Raw genomic sequence first — 26,411 nt, forward strand, 5'->3', positions numbered from 1 at the left:
AATATATATATTCTACTAGATAATATTCTAAAAATCCATCAATATATCCTTTTATTATTTACAAAAAAATGGATGCATTAAAATTATACATCCATTTTATCACTTATTTATAAAAAATTTCCCATAATAAAGTTAAATTTAAGCAAGTTACAATTATACCGACAATGATTAAAATTATTTTCTGATATAAATGATTTGCAAATTTACCCATTATTTTTTTACTAGAGGTTAAATATATCAATAAAAAAATAGTAATTGGTAATTGTATGCTTAAAAACATTTGTGAATAAATCAAACCTTCAAATGGGTCTTGAATAAATAATATAACTAATATAGCTAAACCATAAGTTATCAATACACCATGCCATGAATGATAATCTTTAATATTATAATCTTCACCAAAAATACCAGAGAAAATACTGCCTCCTGCTATTCCGCATGTCGCTGTTGAAGATATCCCTGCAAATAATAAAGCTATGGCAAAAATCAAGGCTGCACTATCGCCTAAAATAGGTCTTAATAATTCTGTTGCTTGTGCTAAATCATCTACTTGTAAATTATTTGTGAAAAATACACTGGCTGCAATAATAATCATCGCACTATTTATTGCCCAACCAAGTCCCATAGAAAATAAAGTATCTAAAAACTCATATTTCAATTGTCGTTTTATAATTTTTTCATCTTGTAAATTCCATTGACGCGATTGTATTACTTCTGAATGTAAAAATAAATTATGTGGCATGACTACTGCCCCTAATACACTCATGATAATGACAATTGAGCCTTCTGGAAAAGAAGGTGTTACCCAACCACTTATAGCCTCAGTCCACTCAACTGAAACCATATTCAATTCAAGTAAAAATGAAAAACCAATAATAGATACAAAAGCTATAATTATTTTCTCCATTTTAGGATAAGAATTTGTTTTTAATAAAATAGCACAAAAAACTGCTGTAATTATAGAGCCTATAACAAGTGGTATATTGAATAATAAACTGAGTGCTATAGCTCCACCTAAAATTTCTGCTAAAGCTGTAGCAATAGATGCCATCATTGCCGTTGCTAATATTGGTCGTGAAAGCCACTTCGGTAAATATTTAGTAGATGCTTCCGATAAACAAAGCCCCGTTACTATTCCCAGATGAGCTGCATTATGTTGAAGCAAAATAAGCATTATCGTTGAAAGCGTTACCATCCACAACAATAAATAACCAAAATCTGCACCAGCTGCCAAATTTGATGCCCAATTACCAGGATCAATGAAACCAACCGTAATTAAAAGACCTGGACCAATATAGCGAAGAATTTCTCTAGCTCTTTCGCTTGCTGAATGTTTTTTACTATAATCTTTTAACATAAATTTATTCCTTTACTTTTATTTATTTGAAAATATTTCTCAATTAATATTTAATTTAAATTATAGCAAATATAAATATATAATCAACAAATATTTCTTTTTCATAAAATCATTCATTAAAGAAATAACTTATATATTATTTTCCTTTAATTATAAATAGCATTATTAATAATATTTAGCTTCATGATATAATAATTATATCATTATAAAAAGGAGATTATCTTATGAAACAATGTATGGAAACAGAAAAGCTCCATCGCCGTATAAAAAAAATTATTGGGCAATTAAATGCCATAGATAGAATGATTGATGATGAAACTATTCCTTGTGAAAATGTTTTAATGCAAGTAAATGCTGCAAAATCCGCTCTACATAGTGTCGGCAAAGTAATTTTAGAAGGACACTTAAAACACTGTGTAATTGATGGTATTCAGCATGGTGATGCAGAAAAAACAGTTGAAGAATTTGCTAAAGCCATTGACCATTTTTCTAGACTTTCATGAAAAAAAGCGATTGATTTTCATCAATCGCCATTTTTATTATTAGAGCATTTGTTCTTTTTTCGCTAAAATATCTGCTACAGCTTTGCATGCTAGACAATCACAATATTTCGCACCTTTTGCCTTAATATCTTGAGCATGAGCTAATACATTTTTTGCCATTTCTTCACCAAAAACTTTAACACCTATTTCAGAATTAGCAAAAGCAATCAATCCATCAATCGGCATAATATCAGCTTCAAGCTCTGCTATATATTTTTTAGTTTCTGCTAATTGATTATCTGTGCCAATAGCATCAAGCCAATTTTGTGCTGCTTGTTTTGCTTCTTTACTGCAAGAAGGAGCATTCATTAATTCATGTGTTTTTTCTACAACATAATCTAATACTTTTTGATCCATGATAAATCCATCGCCTTTCTAAGTATTATTTTCTCATTACTTTTATAATATAACTACTCAAAAAAATTGTAAAGTAAGCACCTTTTAGTAACATAGTTACTTTAAAGTAACTAATTATCAAATAAAAATGCACCTTAAAACTATATTAAGTCTTAAGGTGCATTTTTTATGCGTCTTGTAAGATTTCTCTTAATTTTTCCATATTCATATTTTGACGAACAGTATCTGCTAAACGATTAAATGCTGCTTGTTTCGCTGCTGCATAATTTGTACTTACAGGTAACGCTTCTAAACCTTTGCGTTTACGCAATATATTGATCAGACTACGACGATACTTATCATTATCAAAAATACCATGAATATATGCACCCATGACATTTTGTTCTTGATTTATCATACCTTCTGCCACCTGCACATCTTTATCAGCACGTTTTGTGATCATAAATGGATGATTTGCTTCTTTTGTAAATTTAGTAGTTCCCATATGAATTTCATAGCCAAACAAATCATCTATAGATAATTTTTCACCTAAAAATTTCCAAGAAAGACATTTTGCTTCAACTTGTGAAGTGAGTTTTTTCTCTACAAAAGTAGTTTCCATTGGCAAGAAGCCAAGTCCTTTTACGCTATCATTATCTGATTCAGTATGCAATGGGTCGCTGATTTTTTCACCAAGCATTTGATAGCCACCACAGATGCCAATGATAGGAATGTTTTTTTCATGAGCTTCATTTAAAGCTTTTTCCATACCACTATCACGCAAATAAAGCATATCTTCTGTAGTATTTTTGCTACCTGGAAGTAAAATTAAATCTGCTTCACCGATTTCTTGACCTTCTTTTACATAATAAAGATTTATATCATCTTCTTTACTCAAAGCATCAAAATCAGTGAAATTAGAAATTTTAGGAGTTTGAATTACTGCAATTTTTATTGGTGCATTTGCTTTATCTTTCGCTTGAGTCTTTTTATCATCTAAAGATACAGAGTCTTCATCTTCAATACCTAAATCAGGTAAATAAGGAATTACACCTAAAACTGGTTTTCCTGTTTTTTCTTCGAGGAAATCAAGTGCAGGCTGTAAAATAGTTACATCTCCACGGAATTTATTGATGATAAGTCCTTTTACTAAAGCTCTTTCATCTGGTTCTAAAAGCTCTAAAGTTCCCACAAGGGAAGCCAATGCTCCGCCACGGTCAATATCAGCAATCAATAATACTGGTGCATTTAAATATTTAGCAATACGCATATTTACGATATCATTTGCTTTTAAATTCACTTCTGCTGGACTGCCTGCACCTTCAATTACCATCATATCAAAGCGTTCTTCTAAACGACGAATAGCTTCTTTTACAGTGTCAAAAGCTTTTAATGAATATCCCTTATGATATTCACGTGCAGACATATTTCCTACAGCTTTTCCCATTAAAATAACTTGTGAACAAGCATTTCCTGTTGGCTTCAATAATACAGGGTTCATCTCTACAAATGGTTCAAGACCTGCTGCTTCTGCTTGAGCTACTTGAGCCCTGCCCATTTCATCGCCGTCTTTAGTTACATAAGAATTAAGTGCCATATTCTGTGCTTTAAATGGCACTACAGACATACCTTCTTGATAAAAAATTCTGCATAAAGCTGTAGTTAAAATACTTTTTCCTACATGAGAAGAAGTACCTTGTAACATAATATGTTTAGTCATCAGTTTTCCTCCATCTCTAGTGATTTTTTATAAGCTCTTATTTTTTCCACAAAATATTTAGCATTTTGCTTTGAGCCTAAAAAATGTAAATGCAAATATGAACCTACAATATTATCTTTAGCATATCCTGCTTTGTATTTCATATTATTACGCATTTTCGTAAATTCAAATGCCCATGGAAAACTTTCATCTTGTGTATCAATTTGTGTTGAAAAATGAAATTCATGACCTTTTATCTCATCATTTTGTTTTCCTAAAATATTATCTTGCAGAATTTTTGCTTTTACATAACCTACAGTCTGCAATTTTTTATTCATTTGAGCTTTTGCAGGAATAATCCCCACCATTTCATAAAATCTTTGCTCAAAATCATAAATTCCCTGCATTAAATACATAAAGCCACCACATTCAGCATATATCGGCATTTTGCGTTCATTAGCTTTGCGTATAGATTTTATCATCGAAGTATTTTGCATAAGTTCTTGGGCAAAAACTTCTGGGAAACCTCCACCAAAAATCAAAGCATCAACATCATCAGGAATAGTTTCATCTTCTAGTGGACTAAAAAATTTCAACTTCGCCCCTAAATTTTCTAATTGAGCTAAACTTGCTGGATAGTAAAAAGAAAAAGCTTTATCTTGTGCAATACCTATAGTTATATCTTTTTTGATATTTTCAGCTTCAAATTCTTCAACTTCAATAGCTGGTGCTGTTTTAGCAAGTTCAATGATTTCATCTAAATATACTTCTTGAGCAATTTTTTCAGAAATCTTTTCGATGACTTCACGTGCATTATTTTCTCCAGCTGGTGTCAAACCTAAATGACGCTCTGGCATATGCACACTATCATCACGGAAAATCGCACCATAAACAGGCACATTTATTTTCTTCATAGCTTCTTCAATCAAAGCTTTATGTGTTGGTGAACCTAATTTATTTAAGATTACACCGGCTAAATTCACATCACTATCATATAATTTAAAACCAAGTGCTATAGCTGCAGCTGAATCGCCCATTGATTGCACATTGATGACTAAAATCACAGGTGCATTTAATTTTTTCGCTAATTGTGCTGTAGAACTAACACCATTTTTTCCGCCATCATAAAGCCCCATAACACCTTCGATAATCGCTATATCGGCATCTTTTGATTCTTGCACAAATAAATCATTTATCATACTTTCATCAACAAGCCATGTATCGAGATTATGACCTTTTCTTCCTGCTGCCATGCCATGATAACTAGGATCAATATAATCAGGGCCAACTTTATACGGTTGTACATTTAAGCCTTTATTTTTTAATGCACGAAGTATTCCTGTAACGACTGTAGTCTTACCTGAACTACTTTGAGTGGCTGCAATAACTACACGAGGAATATTTACTTTTTTCATCATTAAATCACCTTATTAAATGCGTGTATTATCAATGATATACATTACTGCATTAATGCAAGAAGCAGCAATTGGGCTACCGCCTTTTGTTCCTGTTACTGTAATATATGGAACTTTTGATTCAGCAATTAATAAATCTTTTGATTCAGCAGCTCCTACAAAACCAACTGGTGTACCGATAATAGCAGCTGGACGAATATTTTCTTCATTCATTAAACGGATAACTTCAAATAAAGCTGTTGGTGCATTACCAATAGCAACGATTGCTCCATCTAATTCTTTACCAAAATGACGCATAGCAGCAATAGAACGAGTGATACCGTGTTCTTTTGCATATTTTGCAATTTTTGGATCTGCAATTTTACATTCTACAGAGCCACCCCAAGAAGCTAATTTGCGTTTATTGATACCAGTGCGAACCATTTCTACATCAGTATAGATTTTGCAACCAGAAAGCAAAGCTTTTTTCATGGAAGCTACTACATCTTTATGAATACGAATGATTGGTGCATAATCCACATCACCAGAAGCGTGAATAATACGAGAATAAATTTTTGTTTCTTCTTCGCTTAAATTTAATTTTTCAATATATGGTTTGATAATTTCAAAACTACGAACTTCTATCGCCATTGGGTCTTTGATAAATTCCATCAAAATCCCTCCTATTTTTCATATTTGGCAACAAATGTGCCTACACAATCATAATCATGAGTTAAATTTTTATAATCTATTCTTGGTCTATCAATAATGACAATTTCTAAACCTAATTTAATTGCAGCTGTCAATTTTGTTTCTGTGCCACCTAAAGTACCACTATTTTTCATTACAACAACATCTGCATTGTATTTTTCATATAAAGCTATATTCAAGCTTTCCGAAAAAGGCCCTTGCACAGCTACTATATCTTTGGGAGATATTCCACAGTTTTCACAGATTTGCAGAGAAGCAATAGCAGGAAGTACTCTCGCTATAATATGCTTATTGTATTTTTTACTATCATTAGCAAATAAATCTAAACGATTGCTACCTGTTGTCAAAAAGATATTTTCACCTAGTTGCATAGCAAGGTCAGATGCTTCTTCATAAGTTTTCACTAAATGAAGTTTATTATAAGCAGGTATTGGCGTTACTTCTCTTTCATAGCGAATATAAGGTATATTTAATTCATCACAAACCTGCATAGCTGTTTTAGATACATTCACCGCATATGGGTGCGTAGCATCTACAAAAACTTTTATCTGATTTTCTTTTAAGCAATTCTTCATAGCTTCTTCATCTAATTTATGGTCATTGATGATTAAATTTTCATCTTTCGGTAATAACTCTTTACCATAATTAGTAACTACGGAAGCCATAACTTTATAATTTTGCTTTAATAAATATTCTACAAGACCTCTACCATCTTGCGTTCCTGAAGCTACAAAAATCATACTTCATAGCCTCTAGGTGTTATCATAAAGCCTTCTTTAGCAAAAGTTTTGCTATTGCCAATGATTACCATAGAAAACATATTAATATCTTCTTTGGTGAAATTTTCTAAATCAGAAATAACCATTGTTTCATTTTCACGGCTTGCACTATTTACAATGCCAACTGGAGTTTTAGGGTCTTTATATTTTAACATGATTTCACGAATTTCTTCGATATGCTGTACACGTTTATGGCTTTTGGGATTGTATAAACCAATTACAAAATCACCTTGAGCTGCAAGGTCTGCACGTTTTTTAATCAATTCCCATGGAGTCAATAAATCACTTAGGCTAATAATTGCAAAATCATGCATAAGTGGAGCACCTAATACAGCAGCAGCCGCATTTACAGCAGAAAGACCTGCTACAATCTGAACTTGTGGTCTTTCTTCTTTTGGCAATTTCAATAATAATTCTAAGACAAGACCTGCCATACCATATACACCAGAGTCACCACTTGAAACTACTGCAACATTATGACCTTTTACAGCTTCTTCAATAGCCATTTTACAGCGGTCAACTTCTTGCATCATTCCTGTGCCAATTACATTTTTTCCATCTAAAAGATGTTTTATCAATTTAATATATGTGTTATATCCTGCTACTGTATCAGCTTCTAAAATAGCATTTAAAGCACGAGGAGTCATATCCTCTTTACCACCTGGACCAATTCCAATTACTTTAATCATTCCCATGCTAAGGACACCGTCACTTTCTCAAATTTTGTTTTCGGCAAAATTATTTTTGCCCTCTCATTATATGCCAATATAGCAGCTTGACATACATTTCCTATACCAATTTGTTTTTTTACAAAATTAGATTCAGGTAATTTATATTTATCAATCACATTTTGCATGATTGTATTATCATAAAAATGAGTTTCTACTTTATATTTTTCTGCCCATTGATGTAAAGCTTTCTCATTTTGCTTGACGATTGTAGAAACTAATGCTTTGATTTTTAAATCTTCACAATCTGCCATTTTTTTAGCTTCATTTATTGCCTGTTCCACAAGATTTAGTTCAACATCTCTGCGACAACCAACGCCAATTATCAATTGTTTTCGCGTTAAAAATAATATATTTTCTCGCACTTGTCGTTTATCTGTGATAAATACACAAAAATCATTTTGCCTATCAAATTCTTCTACATCAATTAATTTAGCTTCAATCTTAAAATCTCTAGCCAAATCGATTATCATCTGTTCACTTTGCTTTAAATCTTTATCTACATAATAAATAACTTTTTGCTGTTGAATTAATGCTGAATTAATTATTTTTATATGTTCTAAAGGATAAGGCACTAAATTATATTTTCTTGCCACCACATCAGGAGCAATTATTTTATTCGTATCTGTCGCTGTAGTAATTACTGGCATAGCATTTAATATATCAGCAATCTTCAACGTGAGTTCATTTGCTCCACCTAAATGACCAGATAATAAACTTATCGCAAAATTAGCTTTTTCATCTAAAACTATTACAGCTGGGTCTTTGACTTTATGCACGATAAATGGTGCTATCATTCGCACAGCAATACCTGTCGAAGTGAAAAATATAATCGCTTCATACTCAGCAAAAATATTTTTTATCACATCTCTCATTTTGTCATACTCATATATATGCTCAGCTAAACTAATATCATATCTATCTTTTTTTACATAGATATCACAAGTTTTCAAGGTATTTTGCAATTTACAAGCTAATTTAGCACCATTTTTAGTTACAGTAATAATTGCATATTTCATTAAGCTTTATCTGTACCTTGACGATACATATGACTAAATTCTGGTGCATAAAGACGAGATTTTGCATATTCTGTATCTAAACATTTACTTACAACAATCATAGCTGTACGAGAAATATTATTTTCTTTAACAATATCGGCAATAGTTTCAAGTGTACCACGTACAATTTTTTGTTCAGGCCAAGAAGCTTTCTGCACGATAGCAATAGGTGTAGATGGTTCATAGCCACCTTCAATCAGCTGTTCTACTACTTCAGAAATCATATGCACACTCAAGAAAATACACATAGTAGCTTGATGAGCTGCTAAAGATTTTAATTTTTCTTTTTCAGGAACAGGTGTTCTACCTTCATTGCGTGTGATGATTACAGTCTGAGAAATTTCAGGTAGTGTATATTCCTGTTTCAAAGCTGCTGCTGTAGCTAAGAAAGAACTTACACCAGGAATTACAGTATATTCAATATTGCGACGAGATAATTCGTCCATCTGTTCCTGAATAGCACCATAAATTGCAGGGTCACCAGTATGAAGTCGAACTGTCATTTTGCCTTCTTGTTCTGCTGCTGTAATTGTTTCAATAACTTCACCTAAAGTCATAGAAGCACTATTATAAATTTCACAATCTGCTTTTGCATAATCTAATAATGCAGGATTTACAAGAGAACCAGCATAAATAATTACATCTGCCTCTTTTAATAATCTTTGACCTTTAACTGTAATAAGTTCAGGATCCCCAGGGCCTGCACCAATAATATAAACCATAAAAAATATCCTCCCTAATTCATCTTATTTTAGTTTTTTACAAGTAACAATATAAACTGGATTTTGTGCATTGAACATATCATATGAACCGATTTGTCTTAAACGATTTACTTGTACTTGAATTGATTCATAAGTGTAATTTTCTTTTTGCTTCATATATGTTGTGATTTCAGATATTGTCTGGATTGTTACCGCATTTACGATAATGCGTCCACCTTCATTTAATTTACTATCAATTATATCTAAAATCTCAAACATATGTTTGCCACTGCCACCGATGAATACTACATCACAATTTGGCAATTCATCTAATCCTTTTGGTGCTTCTGTGGCAATGACTTTAACTTTATCTTCTAATTTAAATTTAGCAATATTTTGATGTAATAAATCAACAGCTAAATCTTTTTTCTCTATAGCATAAACTTCTCCTTGTGGAGCAAGTAAAGCCGCTTCAATAGATAAAGAACCTGTACCAGCACCAATATCCCAAATAATATTATCAGGACGAATTTTTGCCTTGCACATTGTCAAAATGCGAATTTCTTCTTTTGTCATTGGCACTTTATCGCGAATAAATTCTTCATCTGCTATTCCTGGTAAATTCAAATATGCACCAACTTTCTATTCATAATTTATTTTATATTAACCTTCAACTATCATCACACAATGACTCGCACATGCTTTTGTCTGTGCTTCATCTAAAGATAAGCTGACTATCTTTTCATCAGGATAAGAAAGTCTAGAACAAATATATGCTCTCGCATTTTTATCCCAACCTCTTGCAATCAAATATGTGGCTATAGCATTAGAATTAAATTTATTATCTGTGAGCATACCGATTATGCGACCTGGATAATATTTTAAGTCTTCATCACTTGGCACACGTCCATGAAAACTAAGTAGACTAGCGTCTTGCCATGGAAGTGCTATCTTGGCAAAAGCTGTTTGCATGGAACTTAGCCCTGGAATTACTTTTATATTTTCTAAAGGAAAATTCTTGCGCAAAGCACTTAACAAAGAATAATATCCTGGATCGCCAGATACCATCACTACTACATCATTATCATTTAATTCAACTTTTATAAAATCCATCACAGCAGTGATATCTGCTTTTATGGCAAAAGTTTTTTGACCTTGATGAGAAAATTCATTTAATGCTCTTGTTCCCCCAACTAAAACTTTTGCTTCATTTATAGCTTGCATAGCCATAGGAATGACATATTCTTTCGCCCCTGGACCAATTCCAGCCACAATTATTTTATGTTCCAACCTAATCTACCACCTATTTCTCTTGCATTATCGTCCATGCCCAAAATTTCACCTTTCAAAGTAACCATCACAGTTCCTACTTTGAAAGCATTAAATACATGTTGTTCACTGCGAAGACTAGCTCTTTTAGCTAATAAATCATAAAAACCTTTTTCTACCAATCCATATCTTTCAATAATTGGCATAGCTGCTTCTGTTGTCTTCACTTTAAAAATTTCTTCTATGCCTTTTTTACCCATACCTAAAAGAGCAGCATAAGAAGCTAATATTTCCAAGCGAGCATCAGCTATTTTACTATGTGTATAGAAAATTCCTCCAGCTACTTTTACCAATTTACCTAAATGACCAAATAAAAGCACTGATTTAATTCCTTCATCAGCAGCAAATTCCAACATATGACCGATAAAATTACTTGTCTGTACCATAGCTTTTGCTGGAAGATTTAATTTACTAGCGATATTTTCACCAATTTTCCCAGGAACAAAAATAATATCATCAAATCCATTTGCTTTGGCTACAGAAATCTGCGGTGTAAGTGAATTTTTAAAGCCTTCTTCAGACATTGGACGCACCACGCCAGTAGTGCCAATTATAGAAATACCACCTTCTATACCTAATATAGGATTAAGCGTTTTTTTCGCTAGTTCCACTCCTTTAGGAATAGATATCGTAATATCACAGCCATAAGCTTCTGGCAACAATTCACGAACGACTTTCGTCATCATTTTTCGTGGCCCTGGATTTATTGCCGGCTCTCCTGGTGGAATAGACAAACCTGCCTCTGTAACTTTTCCAATACCTAAGCCAGCATAAAAATTGATTTTATCATCATCTTTATTTATTTTTACTTCCGTAAATACAGAAGCTCCATGTGTGATATCTGGGTCATCACCAGCATCTTTTATGACTTCTGCTCTTGCTCCAGTTGATGTAAGCTCTACATTTTTAATGGGAATATGCAATAATTCTCCACTTAGAGCATATAATTCAATCTCTTGAACGACATTTCCCTGTAAAGCAAGTATAGCAGCTTTTGTACCAGCAGCTGCACAAGAACCTGTTGTATAGCCACTTTTCATTTCTTTACGCATAAAAAAATCTCCCTTTGGGCAGGGAGATAGACTTATCCCGTATTTCTACGAAAAATTCTCCACCTGCCCATCTCTCGTGAGTCTGAAAAATATATCATCTATAAATTTCACGGTGTTTTTCCAATAGGCAAGTCTCCTGACTTAGGTTCCTCGCTGATTTTCGCCTTCCCAAAATAAATTATTTCAGTGACATAATTAAAAATAGCTCCCCTTACAGTGGCGGGACCGTACTGGCTCTTCCAGTTTCCTTATTAAGCTTACGCACCTATCTCTATTTAATTTAATATATTATATTATAGGCATTATCCATTAATACTGCAAATCAAATTATTATTTCTTCAATATCTTTTCCACTAAATTTTTATCTAAATCAGGTAAATAAATAATTTCTTTTGCCAATGTTTCATGTTTATTTATCATTTTTTCCATGAAAACCATATCATACCAACAATTTTGCTTATAACCACATTTTGTAAAATGAGCTATTTTCTTATAATTAAATTTTTCATGGAAAGCTATACTTTGCGGATTGGGATAGGTTATGCTTGCTACTAAATTAGTTATATTTTGCAATTTTAAAATCGCTTCTAATTTCGTATATAAAATTTCTCCTATTTTTCTACCTTGATATTTTTCATTAATATAAATAGAAGTTTCTACACACCAATTATAAGCTTGTCGTTCCCTAAAAGTAGAAGCATATGTATAACCTACTATTTCATCACCAATACAAGCTAAAATATAAGGAAATTTCGACATTATTTTTGTTATACGCTGTTTAAATTCGTCAATTATTGGCACTTCATATTCAAAAGTGATATTTGTATTTTTTACATAGGGAGCATAAATTTCTACTAATTTTTCTGCATCATCTATTTTGGCTAAACGAAAAATTATTTTTTCATTGTTCTTCATTAAAATCTCTCCTCAATGACTAAATTTTTACTTAAAATCTATACAAATATTTATACTAAATAATTCTAGTCAAAATTTATATTGAGTCAAATAAAAATTTAATCATTATTGATATTCATTCTTGACACCATATACCCCATAGGGTATACTAAAGACGTAAAGATAATACCCCTATGGGTATATAATTATTTTAGAAAAGAGGCGTACATATGGCTACTACTTCTAATTTATCTATTGATAATAATAATCACAAACAAAAAGCATATTCAATCAATATCCATTGTGCTAATTGTGCTGCCAAAATCGAACGAAAAATCAACGAATTATCTAATGTAGATAACGCTACTATTTCTATTTTGACTAAACAATTAACTTTAACAGCTAAAAATCCTGATGAATTATTACCTACTATTCAAAAAATAGCAGACAAAATTGAACCTGGCACTATAATCTCTCAACTTGAAGAAAATGCTTCTAATTATAAAGAAAAAATCTATCTAATCGAAAATCTAGATTGTGCTAACTGTGGTGCTAAAATCGAAAAAAAATTAAACGAATTACCTGAAATTAAATCTGCTCAATTGACATTTGCTACTAAAAAATTAAAAATAGTAGCTCAAAATCCTGATGCACTTCTACCTCAAATAAATAAAATAGCTAATTCCATTGAAAATGGTGTAAAAATCATAAATGCTGATGAAGCTTCTTCAAAATCTCATCAAAATACAAAAAAATTTTTTGATGAAAAAACCATTGATATTATTGAAATTGTATTTGGTGCTATTTTATTTATCATTGGCGAATTTACCTCTCTTGTACCTGACCAATATACACTTTATCTGTATATCGTAGCTTATTTAATTTTAGGTTTCCATGTACTAAAAACTGCCATCACCAATTTATTTCATGGAAACGTTTTTGATGAAAACTTTCTCATGAGTATCGCAACTTTGGGAGCATTTGCTATCAAAGAATATCCTGAAGCTGTCGGTGTTATGCTCTTTTATCGCATTGGCGAATATTTTGAAGAACGTGCTACAGAAAAAAGTCGCAGTCAAATTATGGATGCTGTTGATTTACGACCTGAAACAGTAAATCTTCTCCATAGTGATAAAATGTCTGTTATTTCTGCTCATGAAGCCAAGGTTGGCGATATTTTATTAGTTCGTGCTGGTGATAGAATTCCTGTTGATGGCATTGTCATTGAAGGAGAAAGTCGTTTGGATACATCACCTGTTACTGGCGAACCTATTCCAATAAAAATTGCCCCAAATAGCTCTATCACTTCTGGTTGTTTGAATATTTCCGGCGCTATCAAAATGAAAGTAGAAAAACCTTTATCTGAATCTATGGTTTCACGCATTTTACAAGCTGTAGAAAATGCAGCTGCCAACAAACCTAAAATAGATAAATTCATCACTCGTTTTGCTAGAATTTATACTCCTATTGTCGTTTTAGTAGCTACGCTTACAGCTATCATTCCTTCATTGATTACAGGTGATTGGGAACATTGGATTTATACAGCTTTAACTTTTTTAGTAATTAGTTGTCCTTGTGCTTTAGTATTAAGTGTGCCACTTGCTTTCTTTTCTGGTATCGGTAGCGGTTCCAAACAAGGAATTTTATTTAAAGGTGGTCTAGCTTTAGAAGCTCTAAAAAATATAAAAACTATTGTCATGGATAAAACAGGTACACTGACTCATGGTAATTTCACAGTTAAAACTATAAATCCTACAAACAATTACACAAAAGAAGAATTGCTTTCTCTTTGTGCTAGTTGTGAAAAAATTTCTTCTCACCCTATTGCTATCAGCATTATCAATGAAGCCACTAAACAAAAACTCAATTTAAAAACTACTACTGATAATCAAGAAATTGCTGGTGAAGGTATAATCTGCACTATTGACAAGCAAAAAATTTATTGTGGTAATAAACGCTTAATGCAACGATTTAATATTGCTTTACCTGATGATTTGCTTATTAATGCTGGTACAGAAATATTTATTGGTATAGATGATAAATATGCTGGCTCTATTGTTATTGATGATACTATCAAAGATGATGCAAAATCCACTATCGCTAAATTAAAAAACTTAGGTTTAACTACAGCTATGCTCACAGGTGATAATGAACATAGTGCTTATGCTGTAGCTAATGAAGTAGGCATTGATAAAGTTCATGCTAAACTTTTACCTGAAGATAAATTAAAAAAATTATCCTCACTTAGACAAGAACATGGTAATGTATTTTTTGTCGGCGATGGTATAAACGACGCTCCTATTCTCGCCGGTGCTGATGTTGGCGCTGCTATGGGTAGTGGTGCTGATGCCGCCATTGAAGCTGCTGATGTAGTATTTATGAATTCTAAAGTTCATTCTATTTTCCAAGCAATAAATATTTCTCGCGATACCATTCGCATAGCATGGCAAAATGTAGTCTTTGCCTTAGGTGTAAAAATACTCATCATGATACTCGGTCTTATGGGATTTGCTTCCATGTGGGCAGCAGTTTTCGCTGATACTGGCGTAGCTATGATTTGTATTTTAAACTCCATTCGCATTCTCTATAAAAACTATTAATAGCTTCTAACTTTTAATAATCTGTTCATTTTCTTTTTTAGATGAACAGATTATTTTTTATATTTACGAAAATTTCTTGGAGTACATCCATTATATTTTTTAAAAAGTTCTGCATAATAACTTCCACTATTAAATCCACATTCTAATGCAACTTCTGTAATTGATAAATCTTCATTCTTTAATAAAATCTTACTTTTTTCTAATCTATATAAATTAACAAAATCATTTGGTGTTTTATTTACATATCGCTTAAAAAGTTCATAACACTTACTTTTACCTACATTTCCAGATTTTGCAATATCTTGTAAAATTATTGCTTTTTTATAATTTTGATAAATAAATATTACCATCTGTTTAAATATGTTCACATCATCAGAAGTATCATCTTTTATTAAGTTTAAATTTTTATCATTATCTATTAAATTATATATTTGATACCATAAATCATATACTAAAGACAACAATTTCCATTCTTTTGCTCTACAAGATTTTTCCTGCCAATCTATTAATGCAAATAATATTCTATCTAATTGTTTTCCTTCATTATTTTTCAAACACCATGCCAATAGTCCATTATTCTCAATAATAGGAATTACATATTCTCGATACATAGCTTTATTAATTGTTAATACTGAAGGATTTACCATTAAACAAATAAATTTACAATCATCATGATTATATTCATAACCATAATGTATCTGCTTTGAATTTACAATTAAAATATCATCTTTTATTAAATGAAAAATTTCTCCATTTATATAAAAATTCATTGAACCTGATAAAATTTTTATAATTTCTATATCATCATGCCAATGACATAAAGCTCTTTTATTTTCATATTGTATTAATTCTCTTATCTTTATAGATATTGGCAATAATAAATTTTCATATTCTACTACTTCTAAATTATTTTCTATTATATGCATAAAACTCATCCTCAGCAGATTATTGTTATAAAAAACTCGATCAATATTGATAGTATTATCCCCTATTATATATTATTATGACTCTATAATTAATTATTTTAGGAGGTTTTATCATGCTAGCTGATTATCATATGCACACTGAATTTAGTGATGACTCTACTTGCCCTATGGAAAAAGCTATCCAAACAGCAATAGCGAAAAATCTTGATGAAATCTGTTTTACTGAACATATTGATTATGGTGTAAAAACAGATTTAAATTGTGATTGTCAAAAATACCTTGAAAAATTTACATATTATCAAAAATTATTTTCTCCCCAAATAAAACTAAAATTTGGCATGGAATTCGGTATGCAAACACATACTATCAATCAATTTGCCAAAACATTTGCTAGTTATCCCTTTGATTTTATAATACTTTCTTGTCATCAAGTCGATAATCTTGAATTTTGGAACCAAGCTTTTCAACAAGGAAAAACACAACAAGAATATAATGAACTTTATTACCAAGAAATTTTAAAAGTAATCCAGCAATATAAAGATTATTGTATTCTCGGTCATTTAGATATGATTAATCGTTACGACCAAAAAGGAATTTATCCTTTCAATAAAGTCTTTGACCTTGTAAATGAGATTTTAAAACAAGTCATAAATGATCATAAAGGCATTGAAATTAATACTTCTTGTTATCGTTATGGTCTAAAAGATTTAACGCCTTCCGTTGAAATTTTAAAACTCTATAAAAAATTAGGTGGCGATATTATAACTATTGGTTCTGACGGTCATGATGTTGACCAATATGGCTTTAAAATCCAAGAGACTAAACAAATATTAAAAGATTTAGGATTTAAATATATCTATACATTTGACAAAATGAAACCTATCGCTCATACAATTTAATAATTAAAATAAAAAAACTAGATGCAGTTCAAAACTACATCTAGTTTTTTATTATTTTCTAGCACATTCATTATCTAAATTAAGCATAATTTTAAGACCATGGTCTAATGTCGGCAATAAATATTCTAAGCATTCTCTTACAGCTTTAGGACTTCCCGGCAAATTAATAATCAAAGATTTTTTTCTAATGCCTGAAGTTGCTCGACTCAACATAGCTCTTGGTGTAATTTTTAAACTATACATTCGCATAGCTTCAGAAATTCCTGGTGTTTCTTTTTCAATTACATCTTTTGTCGCTTCAGGTGTATTATCTCTTGGTGAGAAACCTGTACCACCTGTTGTCAAAATCAAAGGAATTTCTTTATCCGCAAGCTCTATCATTTTGTCTGCCAATAAAGCTCTATCATCTGGCAAAATTTCCATGGATACTACTTTATAATCAGACTCTTCTACAATCTGCTTTATACATGGACCACTTAAATCTTCACGAAGACCTTTTGCACCTTTATCACTTGCAGTGATTATCGCTACTTCAAACATTTCATTCACCTTCTCAAGCTTCTACAAAAATCGTATCTTGTGCTTTAATTTCTCCACCATTTAATACAATCGCAAACACACCTTCATTAGGCATGATACATTCACCTGTTTGCTTTTGAATATTGCAACCTAAATGGCATTTTTTACCTATTTGAGTGATTTCCAATAAAATATCATTTACTTTTAATCTTGTACCAATCGACAAATTTTTTAAATCAATACCTTCAACTAAAAGATTTTCGCCAAATGCACCAGCAGGAACTTTGAAATTATATTTTTCTTCAAAAGCTCTCACAGCTTCCACTGCTAATAAACTTATCTGACGATGCCATTTTCCAGCATGGGCATCATGCTCTAAACCAAAATCCTTTATCATTAAGCCCTTATCTACAGCAGTTTTTAAAGTACCTTTTTGTTCACTGATACATACAGCTAAAATTTTTCCCATCAATTAAAATCTATACTCCTTATTATTTTTCATAATCATAAACGCCAGATTTTCCGCCTTCTTTATGCAATAGACGTATATCTGATATTTCCATACTTTTATCTATAGCCTTGCACATATCATAAATCGTCAATAAAGTAACTGATACAGCATGGAGTGCTTCCATCTCAACGCCAGTCTTACCATTGACTTTTGTTGTCGCAATAGCTTTTATCATATAATTGTCTTCGTCTAATTCAAAATCAATCGTAATTTTTGTAATAAATAATGGATGACAAAGCGGTATCATATCACTTGTTTTTTTCGCTGCCATAATACCAGCTATCCTAGCAACAGCTAATACATCACCTTTTTTATTAGTCTGTTCTTTGATTGAACGAAAAACTTCTTGATTTACTTTTATACTACCTTCGGCAATAGCTATACGCATGGTAATGTCTTTTTGACTGACATCAACCATGATAGCTTCACCATCTTGATTAAAATGCGTAAAATTCGCCATATTTTCCCCATTTATAATTTATTATTTTAATTTTTTAGCCACATCAGTTACATCTTTAACAGTATTTACTGTATCTGTAATATCTGATGTTGAATTTCTAAATTCTTTTATACTTTTACCTAAAGCCTTACTTATTTCTGGCAATTTCTTAGGTCCAAATACCACTAAAGCAATCACTAAAATCAAAATTAATTCTGGTATACCTAATCCAAACATCTATTTTTCTCCCATCTAAAATTATTTTACTGAGCTCTTTTTTGAATTAACTGAGCTACAATACTAATTGCAATTTCGGAAGGTGTTTCCGCTTTAATATCTAGCCCTATAGGCATGATAATTTGTTTTATTAAATCTTCGCTAAAGCCTTTTTCAGCTAAATAATTTTCTACATGAATTTTTTTATGTCTACTGCCAATCACACCAATATATGCTGGAGGATTTTTCAATAAACTTTCTAAAACCAAGGTATCTTTCGTATGACCATTAGTCACAACTATTACATAATCGCTGTTTTTTATTTCCACTTGATTACTAAAATCTGCATAATCTACAACTACAATGCGTTTAGCATCTGGAAATAATTCTTTTTTTGCAAATTCACTGCGTTCTTCAAGCACGATATATTCAAATTCTAAATTTGGCAATAATTTTGCGACCTCTTGAGCCACATATCCGCCACCAAATAGATAAACTCTAGGGCTTTGCTTCATGATTTCTAAATACTGCCCAGATTGATTTGTTGTATCCATCTGCAATAAAGATTTTTTAGTCAACTTTTCTTTCAAAGCAAAACTTTCCGCTAAATCATAAACTTTAAAATCAAAGTTTTCATTTTGCCAACTTAAACTCAAAACGATTTTATTTTTCGTATTGATTAAAGTCAATGCTTTTTCCACTTGAACTAAATCTTTTTGCTGTAAATAATATAGAGCAACTGTCAACTGACCGCCACAAACCATACCGTATTCACCAGCAGTAGCATTATTCAAAGAAAAAGTCTGCACTATGGATTTACCATTTTTTAAATTTTGTTTAGCTTCCTGTATCGCCAAATATTCTAAAGGGCCACCGCCAATTGTATCCACCATTGAGCCATCAGATAAAATAAGCATATGTGCACCCACTCCACGCGGAGCAGAGCCTTTTTTCTCCATGACCATTGCCAAAATTACAGGATTATTTGCTTTTAATTGCATTTGCACTTTTTGCCAAAAAGCTTTTATTGTAATCATTTTTTGCCCTGCTTTCTCAAATTTTTCAAGCCATATAATACAGCTTCTAAAGCACCGCCACCTATAGCTCTAGATTTATCAGATATGCTAAAACAATGACTTTGCTCTGCTCGTGGATCAATATCTCCACATTTCATCTTATCTGTAACTACAATGCCATCATGCAACATACCGCGAACAATACCATCTATTAAGGCTGTTACTTCTCTATCATCAACATAGGCTACAATATCGCCTTTTTTTACAAAATCACCAATTTTTGCTACGGATTTAAATACGCCCTCGCCATTAGCTCTGATAATTCGCTCTACAGTATAACCACCAATATTCCCTGGAACACCTGTATTTTTTATAGCACTGCCATCTTCGATTACCTTACCTAAGAAATGACCTCTTTTCGTTTCGATAACATAATCGCAATCTTTTTTAGCTGTAAATCCAGGCCCTACAGCAATGACAATCGGTGCATCATCAATTTTTGTATTTATATTTTTCTTAGCCATTATAGCATCAATGATAATATCTGGTTTATATTCTTTCGCAATATCAGCATTTTCATCAACAATTACAGCAATTTTATCTTGTGCGATAACTTCTTGTGCCTCTTGATAACTATTTACTAACTTTCCTTTTATGCCTTCTATATTCACTTCATTTTCATAAACAGCATTAGAATAAGACACTGTCAATCTCACAGTCAAAGGCTTTTCTATCTCCGTCATAATAATCGGAAATCCTGCTCGTTGTAATCGCCAAGCAATACCTGATGCTAAATCGCCAGCGCCTTTTATCAATATTTTTTCCATTAAAATTACCTTTACCTTCTCTATTTTTACTTTCTAAAACTCATCACGATAACTACTTATCGCCACTTTTATTTTACATTCTGTCAATTTTTCAGCTATAAATATAGCCTCTTTTAAAGCAAGCAAAGTATCAACTTGATTTAAAATAACGAAAAACTCTCGCTTACCTATATCTTTTCTTGCCCCTTGTTCACTTGATATCACTTTTATTATATCATTTTTTGTCAGATTTTCGTTTACTTGCTTTTGTAAAAACTTTGCTAAAAGTTCGGCTCTACATAAAGATTTTAATGGCTGATTTAATGCACTCATGCCTACGATATATACCACTTTATTTGATGAAGATATATATACTGGTTCTTTTTGTTTAGGGAATTTAAATGGCAATCTTTTTGCTCCATCAGCTTCAATCAAAGTTATATCTGCCAAAGATACGATTTCTTGTAAAAATTCTTCGTCCCATGAACTTATCTTTTTGCCATAATCTTGACCAGTAAATACCCAATTTTGCTGTTTTAATTTTTGCTTTAATAAATTTTTATCTCTTATCGTTATAGCATCTGCTGTTTTAAACATCTTTGTCGTTGTTGTAATCAAAATTTTCTTATGTTCACGCACTAAATTTTTAGCTAATAATTTTATTGTAGAAGTTTTACCACCTGCACCAGATATAGAAATTATATCTTGATTTTTCACTTGCAAATACTCTACTATACTTTTATTAATTAACTTTTTCTTTGTATATTCTAAAAACATAAATTTATTCTCCTATGAGGTGTTTTCTATGTATAAAAAATCTCTATGCGTTGTTATTTTAGCTGCTGGCAATAGCTCTCGTTTCGGTGCTAATAAATTGCTTTATCCTATAAATAATATTCCTATGTATCAATATACTTTAAATTTAATCAAAAAACTAAATTCCAAACAAACAATTTTAGTTACTAAATATCCTGAAATCACCAAAAAAATTGACCCAAATATAATAGTTGTTCCTAACTATGATACTCATTTGGGTCAATCTCATTCTATGCAATTAGCCATAAAAGCCAGCCAACAATTATCTTCTGCTGATAATACAAATGATAATAATATTGACGGCTATTTATTCATCGTTTGCGACCAACCATTTTTGACATTTGCAAGCCTAAATAAACTTTATCAAATATGGCAAAAAAAAGATAATATCTGCGCTCTATCGCATAAAGGAAAAAGAGGTAATCCTGTGATTTTCGCTCAAAAATACGTGCCAGAATTACTCGCTATCCATGGAGATAAAGGCGGTCGCGTTGTCATTCAAAAACATCTTGATGAATTAACTTTAGTCGAAGTGAATTCTGCTAAAGAATTAGTAGACATAGATACATTATCTATATTAAATGAACTTCAAGACTAAAACTCAAGCTCTAAAATATGACCAACTGCTAAATTATTTTGTTTTATAAAATCTTCTACTATAGATTTATCTTCTATTTTACTAGTCCAACCAATGCCACAGCCACCTGTAAGCTCCACAGGTACAGGCAATAATCTGCCAGCGATATTTCCTTTTTTACAAGCAGATTCAAAAGCAAAAGCATGCGTCGGATTATCAAATGTTATCACTAATTTTAAAGATTTTCTTAATCTTGACATAAATCGTCCCTGATTTCTTTTATTGCTATTAATGCTTGTTTTACTTCTTCTTGTGTATTAAATCTTGAAAAACTAAAACGCACTGTGCCTTGTTTATCAGTTCCTAAAGCCTGATGAATAAGTGGCGCACAGTGTATACCACTGCGGACAGCAATGCTATATTCCATCCATAATCTATCTGCAACTATTGAAGAATCTATATCTTTGATATTAAAACTTATCACTGGTACGCGATTTCTTTTAAAACAGCCATAGATTTTTACATCTTCAATATTTTTTAGACCTTCATAAAAATCTTTTGCCAACAAAAGTGCATCTGTATCTAAACCATTTTTTAAAATCCAATCTACAGAAGCATTCAGTCCTGCAATACCATGAACATTAGCTGTTCCCGCTTCAAATACATTTGGCATCATATCTGGGTGATTTTTCGCAAAACTATAAAAACCACTGCCACCAACTTTTACAGGTACAGGGTGAAGACCTTCTCGCAAAACTATACCACCTGTACCTTGCGGAGCAAATAATTCTTTATGACCTGTAAAACATAAAATATCTATGTTGAAATTTTCCATGTCAATCGGTATTAAACCAGCTACTTGAGCAGCATCTAAAATAAATAAAGCATTATGTTCATGAGCTATAGTTCCTATACGCTGTATATCCATGAGATTACCCGTAACATTTGATGCTCCTGTTGTAATCACAGCCAAAGTATCAGGACGAAAAGCTCTTTCCAGCAATTCATATTCAAAATTTCCATCTTTATCTACAGGAATTATGGTTAAATCCAAATCACCATCACGCAGATATAATGGACGCAATACAGAATTATGGTCATTTGCTGTAGTTATGATATGCCCTTTATTAAAAAAAGATGCTATGACTAAATTCAAACTTTCTGTTACCCCAGAAGTAAATGCCACATTTTCTGGTTTTGCATTAAATAAAGTAGCAATTTTTTCACGTGCTTCATAAACAATTCGCGAAGACCAAATAGATGGCCCTGTTGCACTTCTTGATGAATTGCCAGCATTAGCTAACGCTTCAATAACAGCAGTAACTACACAATCTGGACGATAATAACTCGTTGCTGCTTGGTCAAAATAAATCATGGTTTTACCACTTTCGTCGCTTTTGCTTGACGCTCTACAATATCAAGCATATTTACGATTTTACCTACAGCTAATTTTTCTTTTAACTGATAAAATTCTAAACAAGTGCCACAAGCTACTATTTCTACACCAGCATCAGCTAAAGTCTTTAAGTCCTCTAATACTTCAGAACCTTCAACTGCTAATTTAACACCACTATTATAAAAAATAACAGCTTTAGGTAAAGTTTCTAAACAAGTCAAAGAATAAATAAAGCCTTTAATCAAAATACTGCCTAATTTATCATCGCCATGACCCATTACATTACTGCTGACTACAACGACAAAAGAATTATCTGTCTTTGTTGGCACTTCACATTTTATTTCTTCTTGTTGAGGAATGAACATGGATTTTTTTACGAACAAAGATACTATATAATCTGTACCTTGTTGTACTTTTTGAGATGGTAAATTCATCTGGCTTGCCATTTTTTCCAAATTCTGTGCAGAAACTAAATTGTCAACAACTACATTTAATTTATCATCTTGTGTCAAAGTTTTTAATGTATCTCTAGCCATTACAAGCGGTTTTGGACAAGCCTGACCTCTAGCATCTATAGTTTTTTCCATAAAAATCACCTCTAAAAAAATTACATAACATTTATTTTATATTTATTTAAATTTGTCACCTTGCCCACAATATGAGCATCTATATCTGCTTTTTGCATTTCTTCCACTAAAGATTTACTATCCTTAGAATTTACGCTTATCAATAAACCGCCAGAAGTTTGTGGGTCGAATAAAACTTCTTGCATAGCAAAAGATATTTCGTCTGCAAAAGAAACTCTATCTCCTGCAAAATTGCGATTTCTCTGACCTGCACTTGTGATTAAAAAATTATCTGCATAAGTCAAAGCTTCTTTGATAATTGGCAATTTATCTGCATAAACATCTACACTATAATCTTTAGCTACCATTTCTAAAAGATGACAAATAAAACCAAATCCTGTTACATCAGTGCAAGCATGAACATCATAATCAGTCATGATTTCTGCCGTCTTTTTATTTAAAGTAGTCATGGATTTTATAGCTTTTTGCATAGCCTCATCACTTGCTTCACCGACAGAATTTGCCGCCATAATAATACCTACACCTAGTGGTTTTGTTAAAATTAAATCATCATTTAATTCTATAGTATTATTTTGATATATTTTTTGAGGATTGACAATACCTGTTACTGCCAAACCATATTTTATACTTTCATCATTTACAGAATGACCGCCAGATAAAATTCCGCCAGCTTCCATAATTTTACTAGCTCCGCCAGCCATTATCTGCCCTAAAATATTTAAATCTTCATTTTCAGGAAAACACACTATATTCTGTGCAGTTTTTACTATGCCACCCATAGCATAAATATCACTTACTGCATTTGTTGCTGCTATTTGCCCAAAAATATAAGGGTCATTTACCATCGGTGGGAAAAAATCTAATGTCTGTATCATTGCAATATCATCTGTCAATTTATATACAGAAGCATCATCACTTGAATCAAAACCCACTAATAAATTTTCATCTTCAAATTTAGGCAATTTAGATAAAACTTTACTTAAAACCTTCGGCCCTAATTTGGCACTACAACCACCACTTTTACAAAAAATCATAAATATCCTCCTCCCAATTTCAATCAATTAAATTTATAAAAATTTTATTTTTACTTTTTTATCAAATGATTTAATAAAAGTTTACCACATATTTCCTAACAATAAAAAACTCCTTTAGCTAAAAACTAAAGGAGTTTCTTTTATTATTTATTATTTTTTTAATTTATTATTTCTATTTAAAATAGCATTTAAAATAATTGCTGTTAAACTTCCGATTGTAATACCACTATGGAAGATAATGCTCCAAATGCCAGTTAAATGTTTGAAGATTTCAGGAACAGCCATGGATAAAAGACCCATTGCAAGGCTGATACCTACGATTAAGACATTATAATTGCCTTCGCCTTCGTATTCAACTTTCGCCAATACACGAATACCATTTGCTGCTACCATACCAAACATAGCGATACCAGCACCACCAAGTACAGGAGCTGGAATACATGCAACTAAAGCTGCCATTTTAGGGAATAAACCTAATAACATTAAAATTACACCAGAACCAGCTACAACAAAACGGCTTTTTACATTTGTGAGTGTAATAAGACCAATATTTTGAGCAAATGCTGTATAAGGGAAAGTATTTAAGATACCACCAAGTAAAGTGGAGAAACCATCAGCACGAAGACCTCTTGTAATTGTTTTTTGATCTGCTGGTCTACCTACGATAGCACCTACAGCGATAATATCACCAGTAGTTTCTGTCATAACAACTAAGATAACTAAAATCATTACAATAATTGCTGGAATATCAAAAGTTGGTACACCAAAATGAAGAGGAGTAACAAGACCTAGCCAATCAGCTTTACCGATATGGCTAAAATCTGTATAACCACAGAAAGAAGCTACTACTGTACCTATTACTAATGCTAACAATACGGAAATATTTCTCCATACACCAGAAAACCAACGATAGAATATAATTACTAACAATAAAACAAAAGCAGATAACAATAAAGTTGGAATACTTCCAAAATCTGCAGCAGCTGGATTACCGCCACCAGCCCATCTTACTGCTACTGGCAATAAAGACAAACCAATAATTGTAATAACACTACCAGTTACTACTGGAGGGAAAAAGCCAACCAATCTGCTAAAAAATGGAGACATTAAAAACATGAACAACCCGCTGGCTATAACAGCACCATAAATCGCTGTTAACCCATCAGCTTGACCAATCATTATCATCGGCGAAACAGCTGCAAATGTTACACCTTGCACAATTGGTAATTTACTTCCCATTTTACATGGACCCAAAGTCTGAATTAAAGTCGCAATACCAGCAGTAAATAAGTCTGCATTAATCAAATAAATTAAATCCTCTGTACTAAGACCGATAGCATTCGCCACGATAAGTGGTACCGCTACCGCACCAGCATACATTGCTAATACATGCTGAAGACCATAGAGAAACGTTTGACCTAATGGCAATCTTTCATCAACTGGATGTACAGATTTGTTCATTAAAAATACCTCCTGTATTCAATTAAAA

At 31.9% G+C, this 26,411-nt stretch carries 30 protein-coding genes and 1 riboswitch; of the genes, 4 read left to right on the forward strand and 26 right to left on the reverse strand.

Going from position 1 to position 26,411, the window contains the following annotated elements; genetic code table 11:
• Positions 1-103: 103 nt before the first annotated feature.
• Complete coding sequence (locus tag AC5LAX_RS11560) at positions 104-1,357, reverse strand: Nramp family divalent metal transporter (RefSeq protein WP_288909498.1); 1,254 nt, start codon at positions 1,355-1,357, stop codon at positions 104-106.
• Positions 1,358-1,581: 224 nt separating this feature from the next.
• On the opposite strand from AC5LAX_RS11560, the gene AC5LAX_RS11565 reads away from it, so the two are divergent.
• Positions 1,582-1,860, forward strand: coding sequence for a metal-sensing transcriptional repressor (locus tag AC5LAX_RS11565; protein WP_008539007.1), 279 nt, complete (start codon positions 1,582-1,584; stop codon positions 1,858-1,860).
• Positions 1,861-1,899: 39 nt separating this feature from the next.
• On the opposite strand, the gene AC5LAX_RS11570 is transcribed toward AC5LAX_RS11565, so the two are convergent.
• The 12 genes from AC5LAX_RS11570 to AC5LAX_RS11625 form a co-directional block, all read right to left on the reverse strand.
• Entirely contained in the window at positions 1,900-2,256 is a 357-nt protein-coding gene (locus AC5LAX_RS11570; protein WP_288909499.1) for a molecular chaperone Hsp90, read from the reverse strand.
• A 166-nt stretch (positions 2,257-2,422) separates the two neighbouring features.
• Positions 2,423-3,955, reverse strand: a complete 1,533-nt coding sequence (locus tag AC5LAX_RS11575; RefSeq protein ID WP_288909500.1) for a cobyric acid synthase — start codon at positions 3,953-3,955, stop codon at positions 2,423-2,425.
• On the reverse strand, positions 3,955-5,349 hold the full coding sequence (locus AC5LAX_RS11580; RefSeq protein ID WP_288909501.1) for a cobyrinic acid a,c-diamide synthase CobB: 1,395 nt from the start codon (positions 5,347-5,349) through the stop codon (positions 3,955-3,957). Before AC5LAX_RS11580 ends, AC5LAX_RS11575 begins: the two co-directional genes overlap by 1 nt.
• A 15-nt stretch (positions 5,350-5,364) precedes the next feature.
• Positions 5,365-6,000 carry a precorrin-8X methylmutase gene (locus AC5LAX_RS11585; RefSeq protein WP_115150925.1) on the reverse strand — a complete coding sequence of 212 codons (636 nt, stop codon included), beginning with the start codon at positions 5,998-6,000 and terminating at the stop codon, positions 5,365-5,367.
• Positions 6,001-6,011: 11 nt separating this feature from the next.
• Positions 6,012-6,779, reverse strand: coding sequence for a cobalt-precorrin-6A reductase (locus tag AC5LAX_RS11590; RefSeq protein WP_270386415.1), 768 nt, complete (start codon positions 6,777-6,779; stop codon positions 6,012-6,014).
• Positions 6,776-7,513 carry a precorrin-3B C(17)-methyltransferase gene (cobJ, locus tag AC5LAX_RS11595; RefSeq protein ID WP_117585319.1) on the reverse strand — a complete coding sequence of 246 codons (738 nt, stop codon included), beginning with the start codon at positions 7,511-7,513 and terminating at the stop codon, positions 6,776-6,778. The genes AC5LAX_RS11590 and cobJ overlap by 4 nt, the downstream gene beginning before the upstream one ends.
• A complete protein-coding gene (locus tag AC5LAX_RS11600) occupies positions 7,504-8,565 on the reverse strand; it encodes a cobalt-precorrin 5A hydrolase (RefSeq protein WP_288909502.1) in 1,062 nt (353 codons plus the stop codon). Before AC5LAX_RS11600 ends, cobJ begins: the two co-directional genes overlap by 10 nt.
• Entirely contained in the window at positions 8,565-9,326 is a 762-nt protein-coding gene (gene cobM / locus AC5LAX_RS11605) for a precorrin-4 C(11)-methyltransferase (RefSeq protein WP_008539017.1), read from the reverse strand. The genes AC5LAX_RS11600 and cobM overlap by 1 nt, the downstream gene beginning before the upstream one ends.
• A 24-nt stretch (positions 9,327-9,350) precedes the next feature.
• Positions 9,351-9,932, reverse strand: coding sequence for a precorrin-6Y C5,15-methyltransferase (decarboxylating) subunit CbiT (gene cbiT / locus AC5LAX_RS11610; protein WP_288909503.1), 582 nt, complete (start codon positions 9,930-9,932; stop codon positions 9,351-9,353).
• 36 nt (positions 9,933-9,968) lie between these two features.
• The gene (gene cbiE / locus AC5LAX_RS11615; protein ID WP_288909504.1) at positions 9,969-10,595 is read right to left on the reverse strand and encodes a precorrin-6y C5,15-methyltransferase (decarboxylating) subunit CbiE; all 627 of its coding nucleotides are present in this window, start codon (positions 10,593-10,595) and stop codon (positions 9,969-9,971) included.
• On the reverse strand, positions 10,580-11,686 hold the full coding sequence (cbiD, locus tag AC5LAX_RS11620; protein WP_288909505.1) for a cobalt-precorrin-5B (C(1))-methyltransferase CbiD: 1,107 nt from the start codon (positions 11,684-11,686) through the stop codon (positions 10,580-10,582). The genes cbiE and cbiD overlap by 16 nt, the downstream gene beginning before the upstream one ends.
• Positions 11,687-11,795: 109 nt before the next feature.
• Positions 11,796-11,970: riboswitch (cobalamin riboswitch) on the reverse strand.
• A gap of 46 nt (positions 11,971-12,016) precedes the next feature.
• Positions 12,017-12,601 (reverse strand): GNAT family N-acetyltransferase, encoded by a 585-nt coding sequence (locus AC5LAX_RS11625; protein ID WP_288909506.1) that lies wholly within the window; start codon positions 12,599-12,601, stop codon positions 12,017-12,019.
• A gap of 209 nt (positions 12,602-12,810) precedes the next feature.
• Here AC5LAX_RS11625 and AC5LAX_RS11630 point away from each other — a divergent pair, with 209 nt between their 5' ends.
• Positions 12,811-15,180: a heavy metal translocating P-type ATPase gene (locus AC5LAX_RS11630; protein WP_288909507.1), complete on the forward strand. Its 2,370-nt coding sequence runs from the start codon at positions 12,811-12,813 to the stop codon at positions 15,178-15,180.
• Between the two features lie 50 nt (positions 15,181-15,230).
• On the opposite strand, the gene AC5LAX_RS11635 is transcribed toward AC5LAX_RS11630, so the two are convergent.
• Positions 15,231-16,106, reverse strand: a complete 876-nt coding sequence (locus tag AC5LAX_RS11635; protein WP_117585324.1) for an AraC family transcriptional regulator — start codon at positions 16,104-16,106, stop codon at positions 15,231-15,233.
• A gap of 113 nt (positions 16,107-16,219) precedes the next feature.
• Here AC5LAX_RS11635 and AC5LAX_RS11640 point away from each other — a divergent pair, with 113 nt between their 5' ends.
• Positions 16,220-17,005, forward strand: a complete 786-nt coding sequence (locus AC5LAX_RS11640) for a histidinol-phosphatase HisJ family protein (RefSeq protein ID WP_266286742.1) — start codon at positions 16,220-16,222, stop codon at positions 17,003-17,005.
• Positions 17,006-17,056: 51 nt separating this feature from the next.
• On the opposite strand, the gene AC5LAX_RS11645 is transcribed toward AC5LAX_RS11640, so the two are convergent.
• Genes AC5LAX_RS11645 through yqeC form a run of 7 tightly spaced genes read right to left on the reverse strand, consistent with a single transcriptional unit; the run spans position 17,057 to position 21,289 of the window.
• Positions 17,057-17,545: a MogA/MoaB family molybdenum cofactor biosynthesis protein gene (locus tag AC5LAX_RS11645; protein ID WP_115150916.1), complete on the reverse strand. Its 489-nt coding sequence runs from the start codon at positions 17,543-17,545 to the stop codon at positions 17,057-17,059.
• A 13-nt stretch (positions 17,546-17,558) separates the two neighbouring features.
• Positions 17,559-17,993 (reverse strand): MOSC domain-containing protein, encoded by a 435-nt coding sequence (locus AC5LAX_RS11650; protein ID WP_288909508.1) that lies wholly within the window; start codon positions 17,991-17,993, stop codon positions 17,559-17,561.
• Between the two features lie 22 nt (positions 17,994-18,015).
• Positions 18,016-18,495: a cyclic pyranopterin monophosphate synthase MoaC gene (gene moaC / locus AC5LAX_RS11655; protein WP_117585328.1), complete on the reverse strand. Its 480-nt coding sequence runs from the start codon at positions 18,493-18,495 to the stop codon at positions 18,016-18,018.
• A gap of 21 nt (positions 18,496-18,516) precedes the next feature.
• The gene (tatA, locus tag AC5LAX_RS11660) at positions 18,517-18,711 is read right to left on the reverse strand and encodes a twin-arginine translocase TatA/TatE family subunit (protein WP_008539032.1); all 195 of its coding nucleotides are present in this window, start codon (positions 18,709-18,711) and stop codon (positions 18,517-18,519) included.
• Positions 18,712-18,737: 26 nt separating this feature from the next.
• Positions 18,738-19,727, reverse strand: a complete 990-nt coding sequence (locus AC5LAX_RS11665) for an XdhC family protein (protein WP_288909509.1) — start codon at positions 19,725-19,727, stop codon at positions 18,738-18,740.
• Entirely contained in the window at positions 19,724-20,533 is an 810-nt protein-coding gene (gene yqeB / locus AC5LAX_RS11670) for a selenium-dependent molybdenum cofactor biosynthesis protein YqeB (RefSeq protein ID WP_270520903.1), read from the reverse strand. The genes AC5LAX_RS11665 and yqeB overlap by 4 nt, the downstream gene beginning before the upstream one ends.
• Positions 20,534-20,566: 33 nt before the next feature.
• Positions 20,567-21,289: a selenium cofactor biosynthesis protein YqeC gene (gene yqeC / locus AC5LAX_RS11675; RefSeq protein ID WP_288909510.1), complete on the reverse strand. Its 723-nt coding sequence runs from the start codon at positions 21,287-21,289 to the stop codon at positions 20,567-20,569.
• A gap of 28 nt (positions 21,290-21,317) precedes the next feature.
• Here yqeC and AC5LAX_RS11680 point away from each other — a divergent pair, with 28 nt between their 5' ends.
• A complete protein-coding gene (locus AC5LAX_RS11680) occupies positions 21,318-21,926 on the forward strand; it encodes a nucleotidyltransferase family protein (RefSeq protein ID WP_288909511.1) in 609 nt (202 codons plus the stop codon).
• On the opposite strand, the gene AC5LAX_RS11685 is transcribed toward AC5LAX_RS11680, so the two are convergent.
• From AC5LAX_RS11685 to AC5LAX_RS11705, 5 genes are all read right to left on the reverse strand, one after another.
• A complete protein-coding gene (locus AC5LAX_RS11685; RefSeq protein ID WP_117585333.1) occupies positions 21,923-22,165 on the reverse strand; it encodes a putative Se/S carrier protein in 243 nt (80 codons plus the stop codon). The genes AC5LAX_RS11680 and AC5LAX_RS11685 overlap by 4 nt on opposite strands.
• A complete protein-coding gene (locus AC5LAX_RS11690) occupies positions 22,153-23,280 on the reverse strand; it encodes an aminotransferase class V-fold PLP-dependent enzyme (protein WP_117585334.1) in 1,128 nt (375 codons plus the stop codon). Before AC5LAX_RS11690 ends, AC5LAX_RS11685 begins: the two co-directional genes overlap by 13 nt.
• Positions 23,277-23,888: a sulfurtransferase-like selenium metabolism protein YedF gene (gene yedF, locus AC5LAX_RS11695; RefSeq protein ID WP_008539041.1), complete on the reverse strand. Its 612-nt coding sequence runs from the start codon at positions 23,886-23,888 to the stop codon at positions 23,277-23,279. The genes AC5LAX_RS11690 and yedF overlap by 4 nt, the downstream gene beginning before the upstream one ends.
• A gap of 20 nt (positions 23,889-23,908) precedes the next feature.
• On the reverse strand, positions 23,909-24,922 hold the full coding sequence (selD, locus tag AC5LAX_RS11700) for a selenide, water dikinase SelD (protein WP_278849013.1): 1,014 nt from the start codon (positions 24,920-24,922) through the stop codon (positions 23,909-23,911).
• Positions 24,923-25,072: 150 nt separating this feature from the next.
• A complete protein-coding gene (locus tag AC5LAX_RS11705) occupies positions 25,073-26,383 on the reverse strand; it encodes a nucleobase:cation symporter-2 family protein (RefSeq protein WP_018998619.1) in 1,311 nt (436 codons plus the stop codon).
• Between the last annotated feature and the right edge of the window lie 28 nt (positions 26,384-26,411).

The organism is Megamonas sp. (assembly GCF_986095205.1).